Genomic DNA, 16,504 nt, shown 5'->3' on the forward strand with positions numbered 1-16,504 from the left:
CGCTAGGTCATGCTTGATGCATGACCAGAACGCGGCGCGCCACCATTGCCATGCTCTTCGTGGGCCTGGCAATTTTTTCTTGCCTCTACCCCACACAAGCCATGCTGCCCACCCTGGTGGAGGACATGGGCATGTCCCCCACGGAAGCCGCCATGACCATTTCGGCAGCCACCGGCGCACTGGCTATCTGCGTGATCCCCGTGTCCATCATCTCCGAGCACATCGGACGCGGAAAACTACTGCTCGTCTCCACCATCGCGGCCACGCTCATCGGCATGCTTGTTCCGCTAGCGCCCAACCCGGAAATCCTCATCGCCACCCGCGCGCTCCAGGGAGCCGTCATCGCCGGCGCACCTGCTACCGCCATGGCCTGGATTTCGGAGGAGCTAGAAAGTTCCTACGTTGCCCGCGCCATGGGTTTGTACATCGCCGGCACCACCATCGGCGGGCTGACCGGCCGTCTCATCCCGACTGGGCTTCTCGAGCTCACGTCCTGGCGCTGGGCCCTGGCAGGCTCCAGCCTGGTCACACTCATCCTGGCCATCATCGCAGCGATCTTGCTGCCCTACCAACAGAATTTCACCCCGAAGGAGATCCACTTCCGCTCGGAGCTGCGCGCCATCTTCCGCCACGCCCGGGACACCCGCCTGATCCCCTTATTCATCGTGGCCTTCGTGGCGATGGGCACCTTCGTGTCCCTCTATAACTTCTTGGCTTTTCGGCTCATCGACCATTTCCACCTCTCGCCGGGCTTGGCCGGCTTGGTCTTCCTCTTCTACCTCACCGGAACCTGGTCCTCGGCGCGCGCTGGCCGGCTGGTTACCCAAGTGGGCCACGCCAACACGCTTCTGCTCTCCTGCGCGCTCTTTGCCGTGGGCATCGCACTGTGCATGGGTTCGCTGATCCCCACCCTGCTGGGCATCGTGCTCTTCACCATCGGCTTCTTCGCGGCGCACTCCACTGCCTCGGGCTGGGTCGGACACATTGCCACCCACGACCGCGCGGAGGCCTCCAGCCTCTATGTCTTCTTCTACTACCTGGGCAGTTCTATCCTGGGCGCGCTGGCCGGCGTGCTCTTTGACTCCCTGTCGTGGACCGGCTTCATCACCGTCTACGCAGCCCTCGCAGCGGGTATCGCGGCGCTGAGTTGGGCCGTGAGAAAAACCGGATAAAATCGTGTTTTATGGATAAGTGGTCACCGCGTACATGGCACCGGAAGGCATCCCGCCCAGTCAGCCTGTGGATGATGGTCTTCCTCATCGCGGGCGCGACCCATACCTTTATTCCGAACTACCGCTGGGTCCTCATCCACCTCTTCACGCTCGGCATCCTCAGCAACAGCATCGTGGTGTGGTCCCAACATCTCACCGAGAAGTTCGTGCAGCTCAAAGTACCTCTTTCTGCCCGCCCCCGGCAGCTCGCACGCATTTATCTGCTGAACTCAGGCGTCGTTTTCACCCTCGTAGGTCAGATGCTCGTCGAAGCCTGGGAACGGCACTGGCTACTTACGCAGGTGGGTGCCACACTTGTTGCGACTGCCGTGGCTTGGCACGGCGCGGCCCTCTTTGCCTTATGGCGCCGCGCGGAATCCAAACGATTCCGCCCTGTCGTTGCTGCTTATGTGGCCTCCGCCTTCTTTCTTGCCGTGGGCGCCACCCTGGGCGCTTTCCTCGCGACGCATCCCTCCCATCCGCGCCTACTCATCGCCCACGTGGCCGCCAATATTGGCGGCTTCGTGGGCCTTGCGGCAGCCGGCTCACTGACCATCTTGTTCCCCTCCATCTGGCGCACCAAAGGAATCAATCCGCGCATGAGCTTAAGCTTCACCCTGCTGGGCCTGGGCGTCACCGCCACTGTGGTGGGCAGCATCTGGAATGTTCCGCAGGTAGGCCTCATCCTCTACTGCCTGGGCTGGGTGCTCAGCCTGCAGGGCTGGCTCGTCAACGCCCTCACCGTGGTGCGTGATCCGCGTGGACGCATTAGCTTCCCGGCACTTTCCGTGCTCTTTTCCTCTTTCTGGCTGCTCGGCGGTCTGATCTATTACACCACCCAGCACTTCTTCTCCAGCGAGCCAAAGATTCCCATGCTCGCGCTCGTCGTGGGCTTTGGCGCCCAACTGCTCATCGGCGTCATGGGCTATATGCTGCCGACCACTATGGGCGGCGGTCCCTCAGCGGTGCGGGCTGGCCTGCGCGAATACAACCGCTGGGGGCTCGGGCGATCCGTCTTCATTAACGGCGGACTCGCCCTGTGGCTGGCCACCGATAGTTCCCTCACCATGGTTGCCGCCTCCCTGCTCTGCCTTGGTTCCATGGCAGTCTTCCCCATCCTCACCGCCCGCGCGGTCAAGGCCCAGAAAGCCGTGCTGTTCAAGAAGGCCGAAGGCCCAGCCCCGACGAGCACCACGGATTGGGACCAGGCCTGGGTGGCCCTTGCAGTGCTCATCATCCTCGGCGGACTCAGCCTCATCCTGTAGATCCCCAGACCTCGATCCCGCAACCTCCTGGTGAGGGGTGGGACGTCGGCAAGCGCTTGGCGACGCCCACCTGCAGGTTGCGGGTTTCAGGTCTGGGGCCTTGCAAACAGGAAGGCAGAGAGAAGCTAGGGCTCGAGGGGGGACACTCCCGGCGCGCCATCGGTCATCCACTCGCGGACGGCGTGGGTAGCGCGCACATCGCCCGCGTTGTAGCGCAGAATCTGCGCCCGCGCGGCGGCATCCCCGGCAACGGCGGCGCGGCGGGCATTGACGGATTCCTCACCATCAAACTCTTCCGGCCATTCGAAACCCGCAACGGGGGCCACGGTCTTCAGGCCCAGCCCCGCAGTGCCAGCGAAACTGCGCTTGACGTGGGCGAACATATCCACCCATTCTTCCGAGGAGATGAACTCTTCCACCTCCTGGAGACTGGGCTTAGAAAAACGTTGGGCGGATCTGCGCATCCAATGGTTCTCACCATGGGCGGAGTAGCAGTAGGCTGCGAAGGTCTTTCCTGCCTCATGTGCCTCAGCGCGCACCCGCATGAGCCAGTCCCAGAACTCAGCGAAATTCTCCGCTTCCGCGCGGCCACCGAGCAGTTCCCACGTCACGAAGGAATGGTATTCACCGTCCAGAAGCGCACCCCACAGGTAGGCTCCCTGATCCAGGTAGGCCTCCATATCCACATCAACCTCGACATCCGCGCGGGGAGCGCTGACCCGGTCACGGCGCAACAGTGGGACGCCTTCACGCCAGGCAGCGGCAAGGGCGGAAGGGGCGCCGAGGGAGGCGTCGATAAGCCCCTGCACTGTCGTGATACCGCGCTCACGATAGGGCTTCGCGCGGTCGCCCGGCAGGAAGAGCGAGATGTCATCGCGGGCTTCCAGCTCCTCCCGGCACAAAGGCCAAAAGCGGCAGGAGGCGCACTCTTTAACGCGGCGTGGGCCCGCTGGTAGTGGCTGCGCCAACGCCTCATCGATGGCAAAACGCGAGGTATCCGTAACAAAAGCTTGGCTGCGATCCTGGCCAATCGCAGCGCCCCTGCCGGAATTCAGGCCTACTTCTTCCAAGCCCCGCGCGGCCAAGGCCAACCGGTAGCCATCGACGGCATGGTGCCGAATCTTGTACTTTGCCGGTAGCGGCTCACTCAACCCCAAACGATGGGTAGGCACAACCAGCGTACGCGAGCTCTCGTGCGGGCGGGCCACGCGGTGATCAGAAACGATGACAGGACTGTATTTGTCCCCATCCCGCACTAGGAGCTCCACGCGCACCATCCACTCGGAAGTAGAAAACACAGCGTTCGTAATGTGCGTATAGCCATGAACAAGTGCTTCCAGTGTGGCAAGCGCCCGCTCGAAATCATCCCCCTCCAGGTCAATCCGGCGGAAACGCCCCGGTCCCTTCTTGGGAAGGCGGCTGAGCGCAGCATCGATGGCGGCCGCGTGGCGCTCCGCGCGGGCTTGGCTCACTGCGGTGCGTGGGATCTCGGGATGCGCGCGGCGCTGCACTAAGCGATAACGGCAGCCCACAAGATCCGTGGCAACGAGCACATCCTTCACAGCAGGTGAGCTTAGTAGACCACCTTGCTAGAGTTGTAGCGAGACCCTAAAGATAGATTAATAAAAGGACGTTTCAATGGGCATTATGAAGAAAATCCGCAAGGCCCGCCGTGAGGCCCGCGCTGAGATCAAGGCCGCTAAGACCCGTGCAAAGGCAGAGGTCAAGGCTGCAGATAAGGCCAAGCACCGCCAGCAGAAGCTGCTGGCCAAGCAAGAAAAGGCACTTATTAAGTCTGAGGAAAAGGGCTTAAAGAAGCGCCGCCAGCACGAGTACAAAATGGCCAAGAAAGAACTCGAACGCATCAAGCAGGGCCGTTTTAATAAGGACAATGTCAAGCGCTATGCCGGTGCCCTGCGCACCGCAGCACCGCTTCTTTTGCCCTTGATCTACCGCGGCATCACTGCCGCCCAGCGCGAGGTGGAAAAGAAGCGCGCGCAGAAAGCCGGTGTCAGCGCCGAACAGCTGGCGTCCTTCTCCGGCCACGGCGCGCCGCTCAAGGCCCGCACCGCGGGTATCCGCAACTCTCTCAAGGACGCGCAGCTTCCCGCTGGTTTCAAGCGCGACGTCAAGGAGCGCCTCAACGAGCTTGACTCCGCGATTGACAATGCGGAGTACATGACCGATCAGCAGCGTCAGCGCGCGCACCGCTCTATTTCCGGCGAGATCGACTCGCTGAACGACGAAATCCAAGCCAAGCTGGGGGCTTAGCCTCTCAGCGCGCAGACGTCTACCCTTCAAGCCGCACTACCCTCCCCCAAGCGGGGAGGACACTCGTCGCGTATCCACATCGTTCAGCCGGAATGGAGATTCATGGCCCGCCGCGAAATCACTCAGTTTTTTGATGATATCGATAACAAGCCCCTCAGTGAGGAAGAACTGATCGTCATCCGCTTCAGCGTTGACGGTAAGGACTATCTTCTCGACGTATCCCAAGAAAACGCCGACAAATTCCACGCTGCGCTGGACCCCTTCATCAAGGCGGCCCGCCACCCCGTTAAAAAGGACACCCGCCGCTATAAGCCAGCCGATGTCCGCGCGTGGGCCGCCAAGCACGGCTACCAGGTAGCTGAGCGCGGCAAGATCCCCAACGAGGTGATTTTGGCGTACCGCAACGCCAACAATCTTTAAAGAACGCCCTGCTCGCGGGCAGCAGCCACGGCGGAGGTGCGGGAGCGCACGCCTAGTTTGTCGTAGATGTGGACTAGGTGAGACTTCACCGTCGCCTCTGACAGCATCAGTTCCACACCGATCTCACGGTTGGAGGAACCCGCCGCCACCAGCTTCAATACTTCAAGCTCACGCGGGGTAAGGGAGGTGCGCGGGGTACGCACGCGGGTCATCAGCTTATCGGCCACCACGGGCGAGAGCGCGGAATCTCCTTCCGCCGCCGAACGTACCGCCGCGAGCAACTCCACCGGTGGCGCATCCTTCAGCAGGTAGCCCACCGCTCCGGCCTCGATGGCTCCGAGGATATCCGCATCGGTGTCATAGTTGGTCACCACGAGCACCTTGGGGGGATTCTCCATGGAGTAGCGGATAGCAGCGGTTGCTTCCGCGCCACCCATGACGCGCGTGCCTTCGATGCCCGCGCCGAAACGCAAATCCATGAGGAGGACGTCGATGCCACCCGCCTGTGCCGCGGAAACAGCGGCCTCGGCCGTAGCTACCTCGCCCACGACCTCGATATCCTCTGCTCCCTCGAGCACCGAGCGTAGACCTAAGCGTACGATCTCGTGGTCGTCGGCAAGCAAGACCCTAATCACGGGCTTCCTCCTCATTGGTACAGTGTGGACAATTTCCTAATCTACATCGTTATCTAAGGGCACACTAACTGAGACCGCCGTGCCGCTGCCTGGCGTGGATTCAATCACGACTTCTCCGCCGAGCTCCTCTGCGCGCCTGCGCATCGCCGATAGACCAATATGGCCCAAACCCGCCGGCTTATTCTCCACCGCCGCGACATCAAAGCCCTCTCCATTGTCCACGACGTCCACGCGCACCTCATCCGGCGCATAGGTCACGGTGACCCGCGCCTTGCTGGCGTGAGCGTGCTTGACGACGTTCCCCATCGCTCCCTGCGCAATCCGCAACAGTGCTGCTTCCACCTTCATGGGCAACTGCTGCGTATCGCCCTCAACGTCCACAGACACGTCGACCCCACCGGTTGCCACGAAATTATCCGCCATCCGCGTCATGGCAGCTCCCAGGGAAGTTTCCGAGAGTGCCGCCGGCTGAAGTGCCGCAATCATGGCGCGCGCTTCATGGAGGTTATCCGCTGCGGTGCGCCGCGCGAGCTCAATGCGCTCTTGTGCTTTGGGAATATCCTCTTGGTCGAGGTCTCGGTCAGCGGCATGCAGCAGCATCTGGATGGAGGACAGGCCCTGCGCCAGGGTGTCGTGGATCTCGTGGGCGATGCGCTGACGCTCAGCCGTCATGCCTGCCGTGCGCTCAGACTCCACAAGTTGCGAACGGGTCTTCACCAATTCCTGGTTCATACGGCTCAGCGCCCGGAAGGCGTAGGTAATCGCGATTGTCACCAGGGCCGATACCGCGGGGCCCATGATGCCGCCGAAGGACAACCCACCCGGTATCTGCACCAGCACGGTCATCACCGTGGCCGCGATAACGCAGATGATGCCGGGGATCATCTCCAGTACGTAGAGGTACACAAAATACAGGGAAAACACGAGATAGATGGCCGCGGGCGCCACCGCCATATCCGCTAGCCACAACACCGTGAGAATGACTATCCAGCCATAACGCGCGATGCGCGGCAGGGTCTCTAAGTAGGCCGACCCCCCGAAGTACACCACGGCAAAAGAAACCAAGAGCAAAAGGTTCAACACACCTTGCCACAGGGGAAGGCGTACCGTGGTAAAAATTGCCACCACCAGCAGCGTCGCCGTCAGGACGTGGATACCGTTGCGCAGGGCATCCGATTCAACCGAGCGCTGGTCTAGTGTGGACGTCATGCGCCACAGCCTACTTCCCTCGCTTACTGCCTGCCTGATCGGCATCGGCTTCGCCGTCGCAGGATGCTCGGATGCATCCAACCCCACGCCCAGCACCCCGGCCGCAAGTTCGGTGCCACACACCGACGCAGGCGATGGCCTACCTATCGACGCCACAGCTGAAGTCAGCGACTGGGAAGACTGCCCCTATCTGGATACCCAATGGGTGGCCGATACCAACGGGCAGAGGATGACCCGGTGGGGCGTCGACAAGCGCTTTAGCACCCCCGCCTGCGTGTTCTGGTCCTACCCCGAGGATCCACAGGCCACCGTCCTGGTTCGGCAGATGCCCAGCGTGGAGGAGGCCCGGGCCGTCGTGGATTGGGCCGCACCGGTAGAGGACACGGAGCTGGCCGAGTTCGATGGCTGGTCGGGTGGGCGCGGCGTCTTTGAGGACCACACGGTCTTTGCCGTGCAGAAGGACAACCACGCCGTGGTGGTGTGGTCGAACCAGCTGCAGACCCTCAAGCCCCAGCTCATAGCCCAGGAAGCCATCAAGAGCTTAGGTCTATAAAGACCTAAGCGTGTAAAAGCCTAAACGGCGACGTCGTTATAGGGCATCTGCGCTGCCACCCAAGGGAAAATAACCTCCATGAGCAGGAAGAAAACACCCACAGCCAGCGCCAGCGCCAGCACCGCCTTCACCGCGGTGGGGCCGGGCAACAAGTTCCAGAGTGCGCGATACATTAGTTCTCCTCCAAGACGGCGGGGCGGTCATTGTCATCCGTGCCGGGCGCTTTGGCCTCCCGGTCAGTCTCCATCGCGTGAATGATCATGCGCTCCGCATTGGAAAACTGCGGGTGGCACGTGGTGAGGGTGAGTAGGGATTCGCTGGGCTCAACCCCCTCCGCACCGGGGACGGGGTGGAGCACACTGACATCGCCCGGCAGCGTGATATGGCGGCCCTGCACCGAATGGTACTCCGGTTTGGCTTGCTGCTCTGGGCTGAAACAGCCGCCCGGGACACCATCAATGGGCAAAACACGGTAGGTGATCCACTCCGTTTCGGTTTCGATGACGATGGCATCACAGGTATCCAGGTTTCCCAGATCATTAAAGGGAGCGCCCTTGCCCACGCGGTGCCCGGCGACGGCAAAATTTCCCGGCTCACCGGGCATCTGTGTCTCCGTGTAGCGCCCTGGTCCGCGCAACAGATCATCCTCGTTGGTGCCTTCCAGAACCGCAAAAGCGAAATCCGATCCAAAGGCCGGTATGTAGAGGCGCGCAAAGGCCTCACCAAGTTTCGGGGCGTGGCCCCCTCCTCGCGGGTTGTGCCATTCTTCCTGCAGCGTCTCATTGGCTTGGTTCTGCATCTGGCCAGACTTGATGTTGGTCCAATAGGACTCATAGAAAGCGAAAAGCAGCAGCAGCACGCCGGCCGTCAGCATGAGCTCACCGATGACGGTACCTACGGTCGGTCGAGTGCGTGCAGTGGGGTGAGGCATACCAGCATCTTAGACTCCCTGTAACGTGTAAGTGCCCCACCACCCTGCAGGAAGAGGAGTAGGCGATGATCAGCATCTTCATGTACCCGGTCTCCGGAATCATGAAACTCTGGCACCTGCTATTTGCTTCTTTCCTGGACGGTTCGATGGCGTGGATCCTCACCATCGTCTTCCTGGTACTCACAGTCCGGGGAATCATCGCTCCGCTGAATTGGCTTTCCGTGAAGCAGGGCCGCATCGGCGCACTCATGCGCCCGGAGATGACCGAGCTCAACGAACGACTCAAGCAGGCCGATTCTGTCGATGATGCCGTCACTATCCTGACCAAGCAGCGCGATCTTAAGGAACGCTTCCAGCACAACCCCATGGTGGGTTGTTTCCCGGTTTTCCTCATCTTCCCAGCCTTCATCGGTCTCTACCAGGTGGTCCTTAGAGTCTCGGGCTCGGCGAATGAACCGGTGGGAATGCTCACGCTTGACGACGTCTCCTCCTTCCGCGCCTCCACCGTCTTCGGCGTCCCCCTCACCGACTTCGCCCGCGAGCATCACGACTTGATCCTGCCGATGCTCGTGGCGGCACTCGCGTTCACCTCGCTGAACACCCTTATCACGCTCTACCGCGGCTACCTCACCACTCTTTTCGATCAGAAGATTCCGCGCCGCTTGTTGTGGTTCATGGCGCTCACGGTCTTTCTCATTCCCTGGATGCTGTGGGCGGTAGCGTGGAACGGTCCCATCCCCGTGACCATCATTTTCTACTGGGGCTGCTCCTACCTCTTCACCTTGCTACAGACTTTGGCGTACGAATTCATCCTGCACAAGCGCTATCCCTTACCGGAAGCTGTCCACGAACAGCGGCGGGAGAGCATTCGACGCTGGCGGGCTAAGGAAAAGAAGAAAGAGAAGAAAGCCGCCAAACAGCGCCTCAAGGACAACCCTGCGTACGAGGAGGAGTTGGCTGCTGCCCGCAAACGCCACTCTGCGATTGTGGCGGAGGCACGCAAAATTCTTAAATCGAATAATCGGCCGGAGGCGCCGACAGAAGCTGAATAGCCAACTGCTTCGCGGTGACGAGCGGGGCGACGTCACGGGTCAGGCGGGCGCCGGCGAGACCACCATCAAGGAAGATAAGAATCTGGCTCGCCTGCTCCTCTGAGGGATAGCCATTCTTGGCGTTAAGGAGTGCCGTGATGGTGGAATGAATCCACGTTCGGTGCTCCACGCAGGCGGCCACGATGCCCCGCTCGGCGTCTGTCTCTGGGCGTGGGTATTCGCCAGCTGCGTTAAGGAAGTGCGAGCCGCGAAACTCCATGGCTGGCTGCTCTTCGATGGCCTTGTCGAAGAAAGCCAGGATCTTGTTCTCCGGGTCAGTGGCATCTTCGGTGCGCTTTTGCCAATCTGCGCGGTATTCCTCATCGAGGGCCTCGACATAGGCGATAACGAGGGCATCCTTGGAGCCGAAAAGAGAATAGAGCGAAGCCTTTGCCACATCTGCCTCGCGCAAGATGCGGTCAATTCCGATGACGCGGATACCTTCGGTGGTAAAGAGCCGCGTGGCGGATTCGAGTAGTCGGCTACGCGGGCTCGGGCGATTACGGCGCGACTTCTTTTCGGCCATTTCTTCTCCTCACATGACAAAACCGGTTCATCTATACAATATAGACAAACCGGTATGTATGCGAATTATTATTTCTTGCGGCCCGTAATGGCCCCCACGATCCACAGCAGGATGCAAGCACCGACGGTCGCAGTAATAATCATCAGGAACCAGCTATCGCCGACATCCTTATTAAACAGCGCCAGCAAACCGCCACCAATGAGGCCGCCGATAACACCAACGATGAGGTTGGTGACCAGCCCCTGGTCACGCTTCATAATCTTCTCTGCGAGCCAACCCGCAATGATGCCAACAACAATCGATCCAAAGAAACCGAGACCAAGTCCCATGTCACTCACTCCTTCTCTCAACAGTAAATAGCTTTTATTTACGCACTTCCCACCGTACGCGTTAAAACATCAAAACGACCCGGGCCCACCATTTATCCAATAAATGGGCCCGAATCGTTATAGCGGAGTTATGCGAAGGTTACTCGGAGTCCGGACGTACCACCATCATCGGGCAGGGAGCGGACTGCAGCAACGCGCGGGAGGTAGAACCAAGCAGCATACCCTTGAAGCCACCTCGACCGTGGGAACCCACGACGAGCAGCTGAGCGCCCTCGGAAGCTTCCGTCAGCGCACGGACAGGACGGTCACGAGCGATAACCTTCTTCACCTGTACATCCGGGTACTTCTCTTGGAACTCTGCAAGGCGCTCGGTCAGCAGTTCTGCCTGCTCCTTCTCCACCTCAGCCCACTCCGCCTGGGCTGCCGAGAGGCCAGCCAGGGAAGCTTGAACCTGCATATCCATCCACGTGTGAACAGCAATCAGCTCTGCGCCACGGGCATCCGCTTCCTTGAAGGCGTAATCAGTTGCCTTCTGGGAGACCTCGGAGCCATCGACACCGATGACGACAGGACCGTACTTGGTGGACTCAGTGACGTGGTTATCCTCACGGACTACGACCACCGGGCAGGAGGCATGGGAGACCACGGAGGCAGAAACCGAACCCATGACCATTCCGGAAAGACCGCCCATGCCGCGGGAGCCCATCACAATCATGGTGACGTCCTTAGACATCTCCAACAGCATATCGATCGGGGAACCTTCAGCCACGGTGTGGCCAATCTTCAGATCCGGGGCAACCTTGTGGGCCTCGGCGCGGGCCTCCTCAATCTTTTGCAAGGTTTCCGCCTGGAGGTCATCGAAAAGCTCCTTCGGCGGGACCATGCCTTCGGCGTAGAGGAACTGCGGCATCGTATAACTCGATGCGATACGCAGTGGGATACCCCGCTTCACCGCAGTGTTGGCAGCCCAGCGGACGGCGTTCTTCGACGCTTCCGAACCATCGACGGCTACGACGACAATGTCTTCCTTTGCCATGACCTTTCCTTTCGAAGTGCTTACACTTCCAGTCTAATACCTATTATTAGACCTGTGGGGTGGTCGCAGCATCTGCGTTGGCAGGGAAGAGAATGTTGTAGGCGGCCACGACAATGTCACGAATGACGGCACCGATACCATTAGAGAAGAAATCGATGACGGGTGCGAGAATAGAGTTGAAATCCATGGGACAAAGAATATCGCAAAAAAGGCGTGGCGCAACACCACTTCCTATCCGCGATGGACTAAACCCCACTCACGCTCGCGTATCCGACGGGCCAATCACTGCGTGGGACTTCGTACACAACCTCATCACCACGCAGCGCCACCGGCACCCCGAAGACAACGAGGCCGCGCTACAGGCACGCTTCGATGCCAACGAAGTTGTACGCCAAGACGCTTCACCCCTACGCCCCGACAGCATCCTGGCTTCCAACGCCGTGGTGTACTTCTACCGCATGCCGGCACCAGAAACGCCCGTCCCATACGAAATACCGATTCTCTTTGAAGACGAACGCCTTTTGGTCGTCGACAAACCACCCTTCATGGCCACCATGCCCCGCGCCCGCCACATCACGGAGACTGCCACCGTGCGCCTGCGTCGGAAAACCGGAAACAACGAGTTATCCCCCGCGCACCGCCTCGACCGTCTCACTTCCGGCATCCTCGTCTTTACCAAGGACCGCTCCATACGGGGCGCCTACCAAACGCTGTTTGCCGAGCGCCGCGTCACCAAGACCTACGCAGCCATCGCGCCGCTTGCCGACGTCTCCCCCGGCACCGTCTGGCGCTCCCGCATGGAGAAGACCCCGGGGGAACTACAAGGACGCATCGTCGAAGGTGAAGTCAACGCCATCACCGAAGTCGCCGGCGTGGAGCCAGTAGATAAGGCCCCGTACGAAGCTATCCACGGAGCACTACCTGAGCTAGCGAAGTACACACTCAAACCACAGACCGGGAAGACTCATCAATTACGGCTCCATATGCTCCAAGCCGGAGCACCCATTATTGGCGACCCCATATACCCGGTCATTTACCCTGCCGAGGCCGAAGACATGCGGATACCAATGCATTTGACGGCAACGCACATTTCATTTGTTGACCCCTTAACTGGTGCCGACCGTGAATTCTCATCACAATTACCATTACAGACCTATCATCTATTAAATCCATAAATAGATAAACGAAAATAACATCGCCTCTGAACAGTGGCTATGGCCTGAACCCTGGAAAGCAGTTTGGTGCTTGATGTTCTCAACTTCGGGGTTGTGGGGTTGTGTCTTAGATGGCAGGGTAAGCGTTGTTGTTGAGGACGGCTCGGCCGCTTTCGGCGGGGTTTTGGTGGAAGAGCCCGGGCCTGTGCTTGGCTACTTGGGCTTGGTTGTTGCGTGTTTTACAAGTGCAGACGTGGAAGTACATACCTGCAGCGTGACTGATCAGCAGACGCGGGCCTGTACTTGGCTGCGACCAGCGGGTCTGCACTTTCGGGTCTGCACTTTCGGGTTGTGGGGGACGGTGAACACCGCAAAACGAAAAGAGAGAGACCGTTGAAACAGTAGTGTTTCAACGGTCTCTCTTTGTTGTGTATTGAGTTGTTGTTTTGTTTGGTGTCGGCGGTTTCTTACTCTCCCACAACCTCCCGGTTGCAGTACCATCAGCGTTAGCAGGCTTAGCTTCCGGGTTCGGAATGGGTCCGGGCGTTTCCCTGCTGCTATAGGCCACCGACAAACACTCGAGGCATCTTTGTGCCTGGTTGGGTGTGTTGTGTCAGATACTGTGTAGTGGACGCAAGCGACAGTGTGAATAATTGTGTCTTTGTTGTGTTTGTTGTTTCCACACTCGAAAAGGAGTGTGTGTGTTTGTTTTGGTCTATTAGTACCAGTAGCCTTCACACCTTGCGGTGCGTCCAGGTCTGGCCTATCAACCCCATCGTCTGTGGGGGACCTCAAATACGAAACCTCATCTTAAAACAGGCTTCCCGCTTAGATGCTTTCAGCGGTTATCCCTTCCGTACGTAGCCAACCAGCGATGCTCCTGGCGGAACAACTGGCACACTAGAGGTACGTCCGTCCCGGTCCTCTCGTACTAGGGACAGCCTTCTTCAAGTTTCAACGCGCGCGGCGGATAGAGACCGAACTGTCTCACGACGTTCTGAACCCAGCTCGCGTGCCGCTTTAATGGGCGAACAGCCCAACCCTTGGGACCTACTCCAGCCCCAGGATGCGACGAGCCGACATCGAGGTGCCAAACCATCCCGTCGATATGGACTCTTGGGGAAGATCAGCCTGTTATCCCCGGGGTACCTTTTATCCGTTGAGCGACACCACATCCACAAGTAGGTGCCGGATCACTAGTCCCGACTTTCGTCCCTGTTCGACATGTCTGTCTCACAGTCAAGCTCCCTTGTGCACTTACACTCACCACCTGATTGCCAACCAGGCTGAGGGAACCTTTGGGCGCCTCCGTTACATTTTGGGAGGCAACCGCCCCAGTTAAACTACCCACCAGGCACTGTCCCCAACCCAGATCATGGGCCAAGGTTAGACATCCAATCCGATCAGAGTGGTATTTCAACAACGACTCCACAACCACTAGCGTGGCCGCTTCATAGTCTCCCACCTATCCTACACAAACCGAACCGAACACCAATACCAAGCTATAGTGAAGGTCCCGGGGTCTTTTCGTCCTGCCGCGCGTAACGAGCATCTTTACTCGTAGTGCAATTTCACCGGGCCTGTGGTTGAGACAGCAGAGAAGTCGTTACGCCATTCGTGCAGGTCGGAACTTACCCGACAAGGAATTTCGCTACCTTAGGATGGTTATAGTTACCACCGCCGTTTACTGGGGCTTAAATTCTCAGCTTCGCAGCCAAAAGACTACTAACCGGTCCTCTTAACCTTCCAGCACCGGGCAGGCGTCAGTCCATATACATCAACTTCACGTCTTCGCATGGACCTGTGTTTTTGATAAACAGTCGCTTCCCTCTATTCTCTGCGACCCCACAACCCACCACACTCGCAAAGAGTGCTTAAGTCGTGTGGTCCCCCTTCTCCCGAAGTTACGGGGGCATTTTGCCGAGTTCCTTAACCACAGTTCACCCGAACGCCTTAGTATTTTCAACCTGACCACCTGTGTCGGTTTAGGGTACGGGCCATACATCCACATCGCTAGAGGCTTTTCTCGACAGTACTAGATCACCAACTTCACCCACACTTGGGCTACGCATCACGCCTCAGGTTTAACGGTGCGCGGATTTACCTACACACCACCTCACACGCTTACACCAACAATCCACTAAGCGGCATGGCTACTACACTGTGTCACCCCATCACTTGAACCACACATCAGGCCCCACGACATCAACAAACCACACACTCAAAGAGTGCACAATCCGTATCCGCGGTGGTTAGTATCAGTGCTTTATCATGGGCGCGGATATACGGGTACCAGAATATCAACTGGTTATCCATCGACTACGCCTGTCGGCCTCGCCTTAGGTCCCGACTCACCCTGGGAAGACGAACTTGACCCAGGAACCCTTAGTCATCCGGCGGGAAGGATTCTCACCTTCCAATTCGTTACTCATGCCTGCATTCTCACTCGCACACACTCCACGCCTCCTTACGGTAACGCTTCAACACATGCACGACGCTCCCCTACCCAAACAAAAAAGTTTGCCGCGGCTTCGGCGGTGTGCTTGAGCCCCACTACATTGTCGGCGCAGGACCACTCGACCAGTGAGCTATTACGCACTCTTTCAAGGATGGCTGCTTCTAAGCCAACCTCCTGGCTGTCTTCGCGATCCCACATCCTTTTCCACTTAGCACACCCTTAGGGGCCTTAACCGGCGATCTGGGCTGTTTCCCTCTCGACTATGAAGCTTATCCCCCACAGTCTCACTGCCGCACAACACAATTGATGGCATTCGGAGTTTGGCTGACATTGCTAAGATTGTAGTCCCGCTCAACCAACCAGTAGCTCTACCTCCACCAAGCTACATGCGACGCTGCACCTAAATGCATTTCGGGGAGAACCAGCTATCACGGAGTTTGATTGGCCTTTCACCCCTACCCACAGCTCATCCCCGCAGTTTTCAACCTACGTGGGTTCGCGCCTCCACAGCATCTTACTACTGCTTCACACTGGCCATGGGTAGATCACCCCGCTTCGGGTCCAGGACACGCCACTCAAAACACCCCATTAGGATTCGGTTTCCCTACGGCTACCCCACACGGGTTAACCTCGCGACATGCCGCTGACTCGCAGGCTCATTCTTCAAAAGGCACGCCATCACACAACAAAAAGTGCTCTGACGGATTGTAAGCACATGGTTTCAGGAACTATTTCACTCCCCTCCCGGGGTACTTTTCACCATTCCCTCACGGTACTCATACACTATCGGTCACACTGAGTATTTAGGCTTACCGGGTGGTCCCGGCAGATTCACAGCAGATTCCACGAGCCCGCTGCTACTCGGGCAACCCAACAACCCATGCATTGCAGCCTTCAACTACGGGACTATCACCCTCTACGGTAGGCGTTTCCACACCACTTCACCTAACAACAACACACAAGCAAACCAGTGGTAGCTGGCTTCCATTGGGGCCCACAACACCGCACACACAACCCCTACCAAGTATCACATGCACACGGTTTAGCCTCATCCACGTTCGTTCGCCACTACTAGCAGAATCATATTTTATTTTCTTCTCCTACGGGTACTGAGATGTTTCACTTCCCCGCGTAAACCCCCACAACAGCTATGAATTCACTGAAGGGTAACACCCCATAACAGGTGCCAGGTTTCCCCATTCGGACATCCTCGGATCAACGCTTTATTGACAACTCCCCGAGGCTTAACGCAGCCTTACACGTCCTTCATCGGCTCAGCATGCCAAGGCATCCACCATGCGCCCTAAATAACGAACACACAACCAACAAGGCAACCACCACAAAAGCAGCAGAAGACAGTGTTGGTGTGAACACACAAAACACAAAAGAACAAAGAAATCACACAAACCACAACC

At 58.4% G+C, this 16,504-nt stretch carries 16 protein-coding genes and 2 rRNA genes; 7 read left to right on the forward strand and 11 right to left on the reverse strand.

Annotated features, from left to right (window positions below; all coding sequences use genetic code 11):
- Nucleotides 1–20 precede the first annotated feature (20 nt).
- Both CAURIM_RS12095 and CAURIM_RS12100 read left to right on the forward strand, forming a co-directional pair.
- Nucleotides 21–1,172 (forward strand): MFS transporter, encoded by a 1,152-nt coding sequence (locus tag CAURIM_RS12095; RefSeq protein WP_201828972.1) that lies wholly within the window; start codon nucleotides 21–23, stop codon nucleotides 1,170–1,172.
- A gap of 11 nt (nucleotides 1,173–1,183) precedes the next feature.
- On the forward strand, nucleotides 1,184–2,476 hold the full coding sequence (locus CAURIM_RS12100) for a copper oxidase (protein ID WP_236659368.1): 1,293 nt from the start codon (nucleotides 1,184–1,186) through the stop codon (nucleotides 2,474–2,476).
- A gap of 125 nt (nucleotides 2,477–2,601) precedes the next feature.
- Here the strand turns inward: CAURIM_RS12100 and CAURIM_RS12105 are convergent, their stop codons facing one another.
- Nucleotides 2,602–4,038: a TM0106 family RecB-like putative nuclease gene (locus tag CAURIM_RS12105; protein WP_201828971.1), complete on the reverse strand. Its 1,437-nt coding sequence runs from the start codon at nucleotides 4,036–4,038 to the stop codon at nucleotides 2,602–2,604.
- A gap of 76 nt (nucleotides 4,039–4,114) precedes the next feature.
- On the opposite strand from CAURIM_RS12105, the gene CAURIM_RS12110 reads away from it, so the two are divergent.
- Entirely contained in the window at nucleotides 4,115–4,747 is a 633-nt protein-coding gene (locus CAURIM_RS12110; protein ID WP_070443229.1) for a DUF6474 family protein, read from the forward strand.
- A gap of 102 nt (nucleotides 4,748–4,849) precedes the next feature.
- Nucleotides 4,850–5,167 carry a histone-like nucleoid-structuring protein Lsr2 gene (locus CAURIM_RS12115; RefSeq protein ID WP_070644472.1) on the forward strand — a complete coding sequence of 106 codons (318 nt, stop codon included), beginning with the start codon at nucleotides 4,850–4,852 and terminating at the stop codon, nucleotides 5,165–5,167.
- Here the strand turns inward: CAURIM_RS12115 and CAURIM_RS12120 are convergent.
- Together CAURIM_RS12120 and CAURIM_RS12125 are read right to left on the reverse strand one after the other, a co-directional pair.
- Nucleotides 5,164–5,802 carry a LuxR C-terminal-related transcriptional regulator gene (locus CAURIM_RS12120; RefSeq protein WP_010188464.1) on the reverse strand — a complete coding sequence of 213 codons (639 nt, stop codon included), beginning with the start codon at nucleotides 5,800–5,802 and terminating at the stop codon, nucleotides 5,164–5,166. The two genes, CAURIM_RS12115 and CAURIM_RS12120, sit on opposite strands and share 4 nt — an antisense overlap.
- A gap of 36 nt (nucleotides 5,803–5,838) precedes the next feature.
- Nucleotides 5,839–7,011 (reverse strand): sensor histidine kinase, encoded by a 1,173-nt coding sequence (locus CAURIM_RS12125; RefSeq protein WP_201828970.1) that lies wholly within the window; start codon nucleotides 7,009–7,011, stop codon nucleotides 5,839–5,841.
- Here CAURIM_RS12125 and CAURIM_RS12130 point away from each other — a divergent pair.
- Complete coding sequence (locus CAURIM_RS12130) at nucleotides 7,010–7,564, forward strand: DUF2020 domain-containing protein (RefSeq protein ID WP_070443336.1); 555 nt, start codon at nucleotides 7,010–7,012, stop codon at nucleotides 7,562–7,564. The two genes, CAURIM_RS12125 and CAURIM_RS12130, sit on opposite strands and share 2 nt — an antisense overlap.
- Before the next feature lie 20 nt (nucleotides 7,565–7,584).
- Here CAURIM_RS12130 and CAURIM_RS12135 read toward each other — a convergent pair whose 3' ends face one another.
- Both CAURIM_RS12135 and CAURIM_RS12140 read right to left on the reverse strand, forming a co-directional pair.
- Nucleotides 7,585–7,737 carry a hypothetical protein gene (locus CAURIM_RS12135; protein ID WP_010188461.1) on the reverse strand — a complete coding sequence of 51 codons (153 nt, stop codon included), beginning with the start codon at nucleotides 7,735–7,737 and terminating at the stop codon, nucleotides 7,585–7,587.
- Entirely contained in the window at nucleotides 7,737–8,495 is a 759-nt protein-coding gene (locus tag CAURIM_RS12140) for a class E sortase (RefSeq protein WP_070443223.1), read from the reverse strand. Before CAURIM_RS12140 ends, CAURIM_RS12135 begins: the two co-directional genes overlap by 1 nt.
- Nucleotides 8,496–8,560: 65 nt before the next feature.
- Here CAURIM_RS12140 and yidC point away from each other — a divergent pair, with 65 nt between their 5' ends.
- Complete coding sequence (gene yidC / locus CAURIM_RS12145; RefSeq protein WP_201828969.1) at nucleotides 8,561–9,547, forward strand: membrane protein insertase YidC; 987 nt, start codon at nucleotides 8,561–8,563, stop codon at nucleotides 9,545–9,547.
- Here yidC and CAURIM_RS12150 read toward each other — a convergent pair.
- The 4 genes from CAURIM_RS12150 to CAURIM_RS12165 all read right to left on the reverse strand — a co-directional run bounded on the left by CAURIM_RS12150 (nucleotide 9,504) and on the right by CAURIM_RS12165 (nucleotide 11,664).
- Complete coding sequence (locus CAURIM_RS12150) at nucleotides 9,504–10,112, reverse strand: TetR/AcrR family transcriptional regulator (protein WP_070443219.1); 609 nt, start codon at nucleotides 10,110–10,112, stop codon at nucleotides 9,504–9,506. The two genes, yidC and CAURIM_RS12150, sit on opposite strands and share 44 nt — an antisense overlap.
- A 68-nt stretch (nucleotides 10,113–10,180) precedes the next feature.
- Nucleotides 10,181–10,441: a GlsB/YeaQ/YmgE family stress response membrane protein gene (locus CAURIM_RS12155; protein ID WP_201828968.1), complete on the reverse strand. Its 261-nt coding sequence runs from the start codon at nucleotides 10,439–10,441 to the stop codon at nucleotides 10,181–10,183.
- Nucleotides 10,442–10,580: 139 nt separating this feature from the next.
- Complete coding sequence (locus CAURIM_RS12160; RefSeq protein WP_070443215.1) at nucleotides 10,581–11,477, reverse strand: universal stress protein; 897 nt, start codon at nucleotides 11,475–11,477, stop codon at nucleotides 10,581–10,583.
- A 46-nt stretch (nucleotides 11,478–11,523) separates the two neighbouring features.
- Nucleotides 11,524–11,664 (reverse strand): hypothetical protein, encoded by a 141-nt coding sequence (locus tag CAURIM_RS12165; protein ID WP_168160887.1) that lies wholly within the window; start codon nucleotides 11,662–11,664, stop codon nucleotides 11,524–11,526.
- Between CAURIM_RS12165 and CAURIM_RS12170 the strand changes: the two genes are divergently transcribed.
- Entirely contained in the window at nucleotides 11,600–12,652 is a 1,053-nt protein-coding gene (locus tag CAURIM_RS12170; protein ID WP_083311465.1) for a pseudouridine synthase, read from the forward strand. The two genes, CAURIM_RS12165 and CAURIM_RS12170, sit on opposite strands and share 65 nt — an antisense overlap.
- A 433-nt stretch (nucleotides 12,653–13,085) precedes the next feature.
- On the opposite strand, the gene rrf is transcribed toward CAURIM_RS12170, so the two are convergent.
- Together rrf and CAURIM_RS12180 are read right to left on the reverse strand one after the other, a co-directional pair.
- Nucleotides 13,086–13,203: ribosomal RNA gene (rrf, locus tag CAURIM_RS12175) — 5S ribosomal RNA — on the reverse strand.
- Between the two features lie 127 nt (nucleotides 13,204–13,330).
- A 23S ribosomal RNA gene (locus tag CAURIM_RS12180) occupies nucleotides 13,331–16,407 on the reverse strand.
- Nucleotides 16,408–16,504: the final 97 nt, after the last annotated feature.

Source organism: Corynebacterium aurimucosum, from assembly GCF_030408555.1.
Lineage (GTDB): Bacteria > Actinomycetota > Actinomycetes > Mycobacteriales > Mycobacteriaceae > Corynebacterium > Corynebacterium aurimucosum.

Coding starts and splice junctions, on each gene's coding strand:
- CAURIM_RS12095 (WP_201828972.1), top strand. CDS start 21: ATGACCAGAACGCGGCGCGCCACCATTGCCATGCTCTTCGTGGGCCTG.
- CAURIM_RS12100 (WP_236659368.1), top strand. CDS start 1,184: ATGGATAAGTGGTCACCGCGTACATGGCACCGGAAGGCATCCCGCCCA.
- CAURIM_RS12110 (WP_070443229.1), top strand. CDS start 4,115: ATGGGCATTATGAAGAAAATCCGCAAGGCCCGCCGTGAGGCCCGCGCT.
- CAURIM_RS12115 (WP_070644472.1), top strand. CDS start 4,850: ATGGCCCGCCGCGAAATCACTCAGTTTTTTGATGATATCGATAACAAG.
- CAURIM_RS12130 (WP_070443336.1), top strand. CDS start 7,010: ATGCGCCACAGCCTACTTCCCTCGCTTACTGCCTGCCTGATCGGCATC.
- CAURIM_RS12125 (WP_201828970.1), bottom strand. CDS start 7,011: ATGACGTCCACACTAGACCAGCGCTCGGTTGAATCGGATGCCCTGCGC.
- CAURIM_RS12135 (WP_010188461.1), bottom strand. CDS start 7,737: ATGTATCGCGCACTCTGGAACTTGTTGCCCGGCCCCACCGCGGTGAAG.
- CAURIM_RS12140 (WP_070443223.1), bottom strand. CDS start 8,495: ATGCCTCACCCCACTGCACGCACTCGACCGACCGTAGGTACCGTCATC.
- yidC (WP_201828969.1), top strand. CDS start 8,561: ATGATCAGCATCTTCATGTACCCGGTCTCCGGAATCATGAAACTCTGG.
- CAURIM_RS12150 (WP_070443219.1), bottom strand. CDS start 10,112: ATGGCCGAAAAGAAGTCGCGCCGTAATCGCCCGAGCCCGCGTAGCCGA.
- CAURIM_RS12155 (WP_201828968.1), bottom strand. CDS start 10,441: ATGGGACTTGGTCTCGGTTTCTTTGGATCGATTGTTGTTGGCATCATT.
- CAURIM_RS12160 (WP_070443215.1), bottom strand. CDS start 11,477: ATGGCAAAGGAAGACATTGTCGTCGTAGCCGTCGATGGTTCGGAAGCG.
- CAURIM_RS12170 (WP_083311465.1), top strand. CDS start 11,600: ATGACGGCACCGATACCATTAGAGAAGAAATCGATGACGGGTGCGAGA.
- CAURIM_RS12165 (WP_168160887.1), bottom strand. CDS start 11,664: ATGGATTTCAACTCTATTCTCGCACCCGTCATCGATTTCTTCTCTAAT.